Here is a 10,397-nt window from a genome sequence, read left to right on the forward strand (position 1 = left end):
AAATAGCATGGTTTCTAACTTAGGAAATTTAGCGGCTACAGTTAGTTTAAATATTGATCCATTCCAACAAAGCGCCCGTGTTTTGAGTACTCAAATGCGCTCTATCGATAATGCTTTGAAAGCGAACGAAGCATCATGGAAGAATAATTCTAATAATTTGAATGGACAAAAGGCACAATATACATTGACTGGAAAAGCAGTAGATATCTATTCTGCTCAATTAGAAAGCCAACGAAAAAAATATGAAGAATTAAAAGCAGGTATTGGTGATGTTAACACAGCAACTGCAGATCAAAAAACACAATTATTGAGTGCGGAAGCAGCAGTAAATAAAACAACTGCAGAACTAGAAAAAATGGTGCATCAGCACAATGAATTAGGGAAACAAATTGCGATCAGTGAATCAAATTGGACTAAAAGCGGACAGGCACTTGAAAATTTTGGTGATAAAGTTTCCACAACAGGAACATCAATACAAGGGTTTGGGGATAGCTGGACAAAAGGTGTAACTGTCCCTATTACTGCAGGCGTTGGGCTAGTAACTAAAGCGGCTATGGATTGGGAAACAGATTTTGCCAGCGTAATGAAAACTAACGAGGAAGTTATCGATTCCACAGGAAAAGTAGTTTATTCCTATGATGAGTTAGAGTCAGGGCTAAGAGGGCTGACAAGTACATACCATTCTAGCCACTCTAAAATTGCAGGTGTTGCTGAAGCAGCAGGACAGTTAGGCATTGAAACCCAAAATGTAGTAGATTTCACTGAAACAATGATTATGTTAGGTGAAACTACTGTATTTAACGCTGAGGATGCTGCATTTGCTTTAGCACGTTTAGCGAATATCACCGGTATGCCTCAAACCGAATTTAGAAAACTGGGATCTTCTTTAGTAGAGTTAGGTAATAATTTTGCAGCTACTGAGGCAGAGATTGGTAATTTAGCAATGAACTTAGCTGCAGCAGGTACTCAAGTTGGTATGACTGAAGGAGAGATTCTTGGATTTGCGGCGGCACTTTCTTCTGTAGGAATTGAAGCGCAAGCAGGAGGTACTGCATTTTCTAAAGTAATGATTGAAATGCAACTTGCGACAGAAAAAGGGATAGGCGCTTTTGATGAATTAAAAGGTCATGCTGCAGATCAAAATGTTTCGTGGGAAGAATTGACTATTGCCATTAGAAATGGTGGGAAAGAATTAACTGATGTATCAAAACGAATGGGTTTTACTTCTGCTGAGTTAAAAGATATGTATAAGGAAGCAGATAAGGCTGCGGGGAGCTTAGAAGATTTTGCCAATGTAGCTGGGATGACAAATGCCGAATTTGCGAATCTTTTTAAAGAAAATCCAGCTGAGGCAATTATGGAATTTGTTGTTGGATTATCAAAAGCAGAGGAACAAGGAACGTCAACAATCAAAGTTTTAGACGATATGGGTATCAGTGAAGTTCGTTTAAGAGATGCGTTATTACGGGGAGCCAATGCATCGGACTTATTTGCTGATTCTATTCGCATGGGGAATCAAGCATACGATGAGGGAACAGCACTTTCTGATGAATATGCCATCCGTCAAGAGACCGTAGCTCATAAACTAGGTGTAGTTAAAAATCAATTAAATGATGTAGCCATTACAATGGGTGGTCCTTTTCTGGATGCCTTTGGAAGTGCAATTAACGCCTCAAAACCTTTCATTGAATATCTTGGTGAAATGGCAACAAAATTTTCTGAACTTTCTCCAGAAACACAAGAGACTATAGTGAAAACATTGGTATACACTGCAGCTGTTGGTCCCGCAGCTTCAATTACAGGAAGATTTATAAAAAATGTTGGTGATGGTATTTCCACAATAGGAAGTTTTAGTAAAAAAATTGGTGAAATTACAGGGACTCTAAAAGCAAAATCAACTGCGCTAGCAGTCACTAGTGAAGGAACAGTGGCCCTCGCATCAGAAATGACTAGAACAGGTGATAAAACGAATTGGTTCACTACTTCGATTTTAGGAGCCAAAACAGGAACTGGATTATTTGCTAAATCAGTCGGATTATTAACTTCACCTTTAGGTCTAGCTGTTGGAGCTATCGGCTTAGGAGCTGTAGCTTATCAATTGTGGGGCAAAGAAGCTTTAGAGTCTTCTAGAAGGACGCGTGAATGGGGAACCGACGTTGGTGCAGTGACACATGAAACTTTGACAAGTGTTAAATCGAATACCGAAGCCGTTTCAGGCCAATTTGGAATGATGGCCCAAGGGTTTGAAGTGAATAGTCAATCAATGGTCTCAAGTGTTGAAAGTATTGGACAATCAATCGAAGGATCTTTAATAAAAAAAATCGAGGGACTTCAAGGGTTACTTGGAGAATTGCCAGATAATTTTGATCAAGCAATGAAAGAAATGTTACAAGATGAAATTGCTTTAGCAGAGAATTCTTTAGAAATTGTTCAGAAGAATACACAACGCATCAGCGAAATTAAAGCTAGAGCGGCACAAGATGATAGAAATTTAAGTATCTCTGAAGCCAAAATTATTCAGGATTTAGCTAAAGATACGACACGAGCCTATGTTGATACACTGGATATTTCTGCAAAAGAGAAAAAAAATATTCTCGATGCGATGAATGGTGATGTAGAAAATGCTACTAAAGAACAATCTAAGGCATGGTTACAAGCGTTAGGAGAACAACGGCGGGCATCTGCAGAACATTCTGATGAAATGCGCAAGCAGATGGAGAAACAACTTGAAGCCATGGGATACAATCTTGAAGGAGAGTTTGCACAGAAATTTTTAGGCGCATGGGATGAAATCAATAAGACGACAGTCGATGGACTAGACGCTCAGATGTCAGCTATTACAGAAAAATATCCTGAACTATTAAATGAAGTATTCCTAGCTAATGGACAGTTAATTCGAGGAAATGACGCGACTGCACAAGCAATGATTGCTCAAAATCAAAAGATTGTTGAAAGTGCACAAAAAACCAGTGAGCGTTTAGCTGAAAATGCAACGAGAAACGCTGAAAAATTAGCTTGGACAGCGGACGAAGCGAACCGTTCTCTTGGTAAAGGAGCTGAGATTTGGAATAGCTTAGTATTTGATGAAAAAACGGGAGAGTTAAAATCCAATGTACCTGAAGTAGTTAGAGAAGCAGCAGCGGATACTCAAACATGGAATGAGTTGAGATTACTAGTTCACGAAGCAGATTTAGATTCAAATGCTAAAAAAGTAATTGGTGAAGCGGCGATTGCTAACGGTTGGTGGGATGGCATGGCATGGAGTGATAAAGAAGCGGTCTTGCAAGATGAATTTTCTATGACGATGTTTAAGGCGCTGGAAAGTTCTGGTAACTGGGAAGCGATGTCCCTTGAAGCCAAAACTGCGTTTTTATACTCAAATACACCCGAAGTGATGGCACAGACTATGTTTGACTTAGGTCTTTGGGAGGAATTCGAAGCGGAAATTAAGTCACTTAATGCGGAAAATTATCAACTATTACAAACGCTTCATGAATCAGAAGAAGCCTATGACCGTTGGCAACAAATTCCTGATGCAACGAAGGAAATGCTAGCAGAGAATAGTCAGTTTCTAACAATTTTAGCCACTTCTGAAGAAACGTTAAAAAGTTGGAATGACTTACCTACTGAAATAAAAGAACTATTAGCGGATAATGAACAAGCGCTACTTGCAATTAGCCAATCAGAAGAATCGATAAACTATTGGAATCAACTATCCGTTCAAGACAAACATATCTTGGCACACAATTCGGACTTACTTCAAAAAGTTTTTCAATCAGAAACCTCAATGAATGCTTGGAATGCATTAGATCCTGATATAAAAGTGATGTTAGCGAACAATCAGGACATTTTAGGTAAGGTTCGAGACGGGGCTATTAGTGTTGAAGACTATAACAGGAATGTTTTACCTCATTTAAAAAGTCTTTTTGGAAATAATACAGACTTGTTGAATAAAGTCACTGGAGCTAGCACTTCTATCCATGAGTTCAATCGAAATGCTATTCCGGATACTAAAAGGATGGTCGGAAGGGATGAAGCTAGTGGACCAGCTCGACTGGCTCTAGAAAGTGTACAAGGGTTTATGAGTTTACCAGAGGTTATCACTAGAACTATGAGAACACAGACCGAATTTGTTGGTCCGCCAGTAGCCGGAAGAGCAACAGGTGATCCTTATTTCCAAGGTGGGCCAGTATGGCTAGGTGATGGGGGCAAGAAAGAACCATTCTTAACGCCACAAGGGCATTTTGGTATTTCTCCGGATGACTGGACACTATATGATTTACCTAGAGGAACGAAAATATGGCCATCTATTGCCAAGATGAAAGAAAGTTTACCTAGCTATGCAAAAGGGACTTCTTTTGACGATACAGCAATGAGCCAAATCGGTCATTGGTCAACTACACGAAATAATTCTAATAGTCAGTCAAGTGACAAAACGAGCCATTCAAAAATTGATTTAACACGTATTATTCAACTACTTGAAATCATATCAAGAAAAGAGTTAACAATTAATATGGATGAAATTTCAAGGATAATTAATGAAAAATCGGGAGCAAATTTAAGTTCCGCTTTATATACTCGAGGCATTGGAGGTATTTTATGAGAACAGACTGCATTATTTTCAAATCGGAAAATAAGTTATCGCTATTAGAAACGTTTGCTCCAATCAACCTCTCTGGTCTGAGAAGAGAAGCGCCCAAATTAGTTCCCGAATATTTACTGTTTGAGGGAGAGAATGGATATCGCATTTTAAATAAGCGATACGATGGTTTTCTTTATTCGACCAACTTTGTTAAAAAATTAAGCTCTTATGAAGATAGCTCATTGTTCATTTCAGAGTTCCAAAATCTTTTAATCGACAAAACTCCCATTTATTTAATTAATCCCAATGAACCAGGAAAAAGATACCAAGTAATACCGGCCATTGAATACTCTGAAGTGAATAATTTTTATGTTTCTGGAAGTATTTCTTTTTATGCTTATCGAGGATATGGGGAATCACTCGCAAGTACTCAGTCTAATTTTAACTTAGAAGAGGACTGGCAATTTTCGCAAGGTTTAGCGGCAGAAGAGTATCAATATACCCATGAAACGAGTCGGTTTACTATTTTCAACGGGGGAGATTTTACGATTGATCCCAGAGAACATGATTTAACGATTCGAATCGAAGGTGAATCAGATGGAGAGTTTATCTTGTTCAATCGAACCACCGGTGATCGTTTTATTTATTACCCGCCACTGCATCGTCGCTACGGAGAATCTTTAGTGCTAGAAAGTGTCTATCCACGTAAAAATGGGGTCTCTTGCGGCATTGATACGAACCATGGAGTGATTACATTAGCACCCGGCGAAAATCACATGGAATTACAAAATATCAGTCGTGTGAAATCCGAATGGGATTTCCGATTTCTTTATAAGTAGGTGAACCAATGTTAACGATTCGAAATTATGAAGAAACACAAGAAGAACTCCTGACCGATTACGATCAGGGGTCTTTTTATGAAAACTGGCAAATGAACGAAACGTGGGAAGTCGGTTTTGTTATTCGAAAAACAATTCGAAACCGTGTTGTGTATGATTTAGTGACTTACGAGTCTTCTGTCATCTTTCAAGGCCAACAATTTGTCATCAAAGAAATGCAAGAGTCGGCAGTTGGAGAAGCGGTGTATAAAAGAGTAGTGGCCACACATGTCTATTACACGATTCAAGACGGGTATCAATACAATAAAATCACTGGTCGGCGAACCCCGATGCAACTCTTGATGCACATACTAGGAACAGGCGCTCGCGGTTTTACTTGGCAGTTAAGCGGTGGGTTTCCAGCAACTGACAAGGAAAACTTTGGAGATGCGAATTATTTACGGTTGATCAATGAAGTCCTACAGGACTTTCGTTTAGTTGTTGTTCCAGACAATAAACATTTACGCTTTATGTCCGCCGATGCGTTTGGAAAAAAAGTCCATGAGCCGATTCGATTTAAGCATAATACGGATGAAGTGACATTCGATATCGACACGTACAACTTAAAAACCCAGATTCGTGGATTTGGCGCCTTGAAAGAAGGTGTGGAAACAGATAATCCTCGAGAGAGTGATTATGTTTTCCCTCCAGTCACACTTACCAGTCAAGAATCGGCAAAATGGGGGATTCGAATTCAAGATCCTGTTCGAGATGAACGCTATCATCATCAGGAAAGTATGATGGAACGCTTAAGAAATGACCTACAAGATACACCAAATATTTCAGGTGTCGTTAAGTTGAAGTGGAAGACGCCAATACAAAAAGGCGATCATGTTCCGTTTATTTACGAGCCGATGGGAATTTCTACGTATATCCAAGTAGTGGGGCTTAAAACATTTCCCTTAGTACCGAACAAACCACCTGAAGTGGTTCTCTCGAACACTAAAAAAACAATGACGAAACTATTGGTTCAATTACGACAGAAAGGAGTGGTGTAATGAATTTAAAAGAATTAGTCAGTAATCGGATTTCAAGTGAATGGAAGAAACTATTTAACCATAATGTCCGTGAAACAAAACAAGAAGTCGACTCAATCCATACACAACAGCGTGCCACCAACCAACGGATTTCTAATCTGATCCTTAGTGCCGGAGGAAAATCACCAAATGAAGTGGTAGATGCACGAGTGGATCATGAGGGTACGGCACACCAAACCTTAAACGATCGATTATTAAGCGGAGAACAAGGCGTTGCTAGGCGTATACGTGAGCTAAAACTTCAATTAGCCAATCAAGGGGCTTCAGTCGAACAGATTAACGAAGTCATTCAACAACTATTTTCGCCTAGCGCAGCCACATTAAACATCTATGTTTCTGCTACACGAGGGGATGATCGGACAGGAGTTGGATCAGAGGAACGGCCTTTTCAAACCATCCAAATGGCCGTCAATATGATTCCACTTTTAAATCTTTCTTCGATTACTATCTGGGTAGAAGACGGGGTGTATTTAGAAGATGTCCGAGTAGCGAATATTCATGGTAGTTCATTGGTTATTCGCACGATTCAAAGTCAAGAAACGTTAGCTCCAGCTACTCGTGATTTGCCGGTAAAAGTCAGAAGTATTGGCTTTTTCTTCTGTAGTGGCTATTTTCAAATTTTAGGTATGCAAATAGTGGATACTGCAAATGCTCCTATTTTTCAAGGAAGAAGATATGGCATCGTTAATGAGCAAGGTGGCTATATGGCGATCGCTTCTTGTAAATTTGGGGAGTCCACCCAACAAGCGGCTTATAATGCGCTCTATTGTGGCGGGGCATCGAAGATGAATGTTTATGGGCGAACTACTTTTGTGAACCAAGCGCTCGCGATTCATTCACGACTTATGGCAGAAATTAACGTGGGAGATATTTCGGGTTCTGGAAATACCGTAGGTTTTCGTTGTGACTCAGCGACTTTACGAGGAAACACGCCTTCCGGTTTTGCTAGTACAGCGACTCAAACTGCAGGTGTCGGATTGATTGTAACTAAAGGGACGGTGTTGTAAATGGAAGAAAATCAGTTTTTTAAGGTGGCAAACAAACCCATTGTTATTGATACGGTCCAACAAGCTATCATCGACAATGGGACCACTTTTTATTCTCATGACCGTGGAACGGCAAAAATCGACTTCTTTTTAAAAAATGAAGGAGTAGCTTTTTCTATCCCACAAGGAACACTTATTCCAATTCGATTAACATTTCCTTTGGAGACGGCCGAGGATGGGCTAGCGAGACATGATTATTTAGCTGTAGTAGATGATCCGGTCAATGGTCATGTGCATATTGTATTAGAAGAAAATATTTTAGGGTATCAGGGAGTTGTAGAGGGTTCTGTTTATGTAAACTTTCCAAATCAACAGTCCCTTGATACTGCTGGACGATTTAGGTTCAGGATCCATCGTAGTCCTTTGGAAGAAACGACAAACGAAATTGATGCCTATTACTTTAATGGGTTTAATTGGTTTGCCCAGCAAGTCGAAGAATTGACGGATTCAACCAAACAGGAGATTGAAAAACTATTTGCTCGAGCAAATGACCAATCGGTTAGTTTGGAAGAAAAGGTAAAAATGCTGGATGAAAAAATCAATCAAACTGAGCAACAAATCAACGAGCTGGGTAATCTAAAACGGATGTACTCAAACAGTATTGATTTCGGTAATTACGACTATTCAGGGAATGCCAATTTGTTACCAAAGATTACAGCTGCTCATTTTACATCGGGAAATGGAGCTACGGTTGAAGATGGACCAGATGGCGAGATCATTTTTACGTTGGATGGATCTGCACAACTAACTAAATTTAATACAAGCATGCGTTTACCCGCTATTCAAAATGGCAAGAGATACACCATCAGTGCCGAGATTATGTTACATGAAGGTTTAGAGGGAGATGCCTCTAATATTCGATTAACCAATACGTACGTACCAGGTGGAAATATTATGTTATCTACAGTTAGACCTCTCCCGACAGCTACTAATATCTGGCACACGATTAGTGGTACGCAAATAGCAACTTATGCTACGACACTGCCTCAACAATGGTATGTAGTTTTACAAGACGTTACAGCTTCAAGCCGTATTAAAGGCAAAATATCTCTTCGAAACATAAAGATAGAAGAAGGAGCGGTTGTTACGCCTTATCAACCCAACCTACTTATTGAACCGTATCAGATCTCAAAGACTCCATTAAATGCCAATTTAGCGAATAAAGAACAAGCTTTCCCGATAAGTAGTCGACAATATTTAGTATATTCTGCTGAAATGATTGAACCATTTATTGCTAATCAGACGTATACATTAACTTTGAAAGGAACCAAGCTAGGTACACAATCATTTAGGGTATACACGACTGGTCCGAATAGTACCTCTAATATTGGGGACATGGAAATAGTAGAAGGTTTAGCAGATACTTGGCGACTGACATTCACTCCTTCAGAAGTAAATTTGAATGGGAGTGTTTCACCTAGCACGTTACAAATTTATCAATTTCCTCAAGCAACCATGGGACAAGTAACGATTGACTCATTAAAAATAGAAAAAGGCGGAATAGCTACTCCCGATATTTCTGAGCACAAGTACTTTGGTGAAGGTATCAAAGATAGCAATAATCCATACGACTACAGCTGGGATGTCACACCTGAATACACTGAAAAAAGGTTGAATGACAAAGTAAGTCTGACAGAGCCACAGGCTATTGAAGGGACAAAGGATTTTCTTGAACAGCCTTATATTGAAGGTGAACGTATATCAACTGAAACCTTTGGAATATCCTTAATTGGTGGAAGATTAACAGGAGTACCCGTTTCAGATGGGACTGTTTTAAATTGGGGTAGCCCATATGCTTATGATAATGAACGATCAAAAACGAATGACTTATTTACACTATCTGAAGACAATAAAACTTTAACGATTCTAAAAAACTGTGCGCTCCAATTTGTTGGTAAATTTACCTGTCAAACGAACGATGCCAGTTACTATGCTTATCTTGGGATGCGTGTAAACGGAGCGAGCGACTGGCGTGTAGCTGGTATCGCTGGTTCATTGAATTGGCGCAATGATGTTGGCTGGTTTTGTGTAAGAAAGTTTAATGCTGGAGAACGTGTCACGCTTGTGACAGAAACTAATTTTACCACTGCTTCAGTGAATAATTGGGGCGTTGATCAAGTGTATATCAAAGAAGTTTTGGCAGCATAAAAGGAGGAAAATATGAAATCAATTTGGCAGTATGGACGAACAGGCGGAAAATATGTTGGTGAAGTCTTAGACGATAGTGTGATATCTGTTCCGTATACAGATATCACACCGTTAGAAGGAATTGAATTAGCAGATCAGTTTTTTATTCCGACAGAAAACCGTTGGCAAGAATTAGAAAACGCAACACTTCGTGAAAAATTAGAAAATCTTGAATGTTTGTATGAAGAATTAAAAAAGCAAGATGAATGTAAAAGCAAACAGCTTCAACAGATGGGGGAACTGAATGCCACACTTATGATGAACGATATTCAACTTGCCAATCAGTTGGCCGAAGTAAAGGAGGCGCTCCAAGATGTTTAGTTATGAACAAATTGAACGAATGTATCGCCAAGGTTTTTTCACTGCCGAACAAGTCAGAATGTTTGTGCCGTTAGCAATTTCTGAAAAACAATTAAAAAAACTACTGAGAGAAGTAGAATAGGCGGTGACTTATGGAGGGAATTACTATCGGGGAGTGGATCGCGATCATAACACTCGGCGGCACATTGATTGTAGGTGTGGCGAAATTTTATGCGATGTTCACGAAACTTGATCACACGTTAGGGAAATTAGAAAAGACGATCATCCGTGTAGAAAAAAGTCAGATTGACTATGGCAATCGGCTTTCAATTATTGAAGAACAAATCAGATCTATTTTTAAGCAAAT

Annotated in this window: 8 protein-coding genes; all 8 read left to right on the plus strand. The window is 39.4% G+C overall.

Translation table 11 applies throughout. The features are described 5' to 3' along the window. Positions 1–7: 7 nt before the first annotated feature. The gene (locus ACH0AK_RS14680) at positions 8–4,603 is read left to right on the plus strand and encodes a phage tail tape measure protein (RefSeq protein ID WP_499797069.1); all 4,596 of its coding nucleotides are present in this window, start codon (positions 8–10) and stop codon (positions 4,601–4,603) included. Further along, on the plus strand, positions 4,600–5,421 hold the full coding sequence (locus ACH0AK_RS14685) for a phage tail domain-containing protein (protein WP_226077041.1): 822 nt from the start codon (positions 4,600–4,602) through the stop codon (positions 5,419–5,421). The genes ACH0AK_RS14680 and ACH0AK_RS14685 overlap by 4 nt, the downstream gene beginning before the upstream one ends. An 8-nt stretch (positions 5,422–5,429) precedes the next feature. Next, positions 5,430–6,458 (plus strand): phage tail protein, encoded by a 1,029-nt coding sequence (locus ACH0AK_RS14690; RefSeq protein WP_499797070.1) that lies wholly within the window; start codon positions 5,430–5,432, stop codon positions 6,456–6,458. Beyond that, positions 6,458–7,504 carry a hypothetical protein gene (locus ACH0AK_RS14695; RefSeq protein ID WP_499797071.1) on the plus strand — a complete coding sequence of 349 codons (1,047 nt, stop codon included), beginning with the start codon at positions 6,458–6,460 and terminating at the stop codon, positions 7,502–7,504. The genes ACH0AK_RS14690 and ACH0AK_RS14695 overlap by 1 nt, the downstream gene beginning before the upstream one ends. After that, entirely contained in the window at positions 7,505–9,691 is a 2,187-nt protein-coding gene (locus ACH0AK_RS14700) for a BppU family phage baseplate upper protein (protein ID WP_499797072.1), read from the plus strand. Between the two features lie 12 nt (positions 9,692–9,703). After that, positions 9,704–10,051 (plus strand): hypothetical protein, encoded by a 348-nt coding sequence (locus ACH0AK_RS14705; protein WP_499797073.1) that lies wholly within the window; start codon positions 9,704–9,706, stop codon positions 10,049–10,051. Next, a complete protein-coding gene (locus ACH0AK_RS14710) occupies positions 10,044–10,172 on the plus strand; it encodes an XkdX family protein (protein ID WP_023520196.1) in 129 nt (42 codons plus the stop codon). The genes ACH0AK_RS14705 and ACH0AK_RS14710 overlap by 8 nt, the downstream gene beginning before the upstream one ends. 10 nt (positions 10,173–10,182) lie before the next feature. Further along, positions 10,183–10,397: hypothetical protein (locus ACH0AK_RS14715; RefSeq protein ID WP_499797075.1), on the plus strand; the 215-nt coding region annotated here is incomplete at its 3' end.

The sequence above is a fragment of the Enterococcus pernyi genome (assembly GCF_045371165.1).
Lineage (GTDB): Bacteria > Bacillota > Bacilli > Lactobacillales > Enterococcaceae > Enterococcus_B > Enterococcus_B pernyi.

What these genes read in the sequence shown, in the direction of transcription:
- ACH0AK_RS14690 (WP_499797070.1), top strand. Translation starts at nt 5,430, where the DNA reads ATGTTAACGATTCGAAATTATGAAGAAACACAAGAAGAACTCCTGACC.
- ACH0AK_RS14685 (WP_226077041.1), top strand. Translation starts at nt 4,600, where the DNA reads ATGAGAACAGACTGCATTATTTTCAAATCGGAAAATAAGTTATCGCTA.
- ACH0AK_RS14695 (WP_499797071.1), top strand. Translation starts at nt 6,458, where the DNA reads ATGAATTTAAAAGAATTAGTCAGTAATCGGATTTCAAGTGAATGGAAG.
- ACH0AK_RS14710 (WP_023520196.1), top strand. Translation starts at nt 10,044, where the DNA reads ATGTTTAGTTATGAACAAATTGAACGAATGTATCGCCAAGGTTTTTTC.
- ACH0AK_RS14680 (WP_499797069.1), top strand. Translation starts at nt 8, where the DNA reads ATGGTTTCTAACTTAGGAAATTTAGCGGCTACAGTTAGTTTAAATATT.
- ACH0AK_RS14700 (WP_499797072.1), top strand. Translation starts at nt 7,505, where the DNA reads ATGGAAGAAAATCAGTTTTTTAAGGTGGCAAACAAACCCATTGTTATT.
- ACH0AK_RS14705 (WP_499797073.1), top strand. Translation starts at nt 9,704, where the DNA reads ATGAAATCAATTTGGCAGTATGGACGAACAGGCGGAAAATATGTTGGT.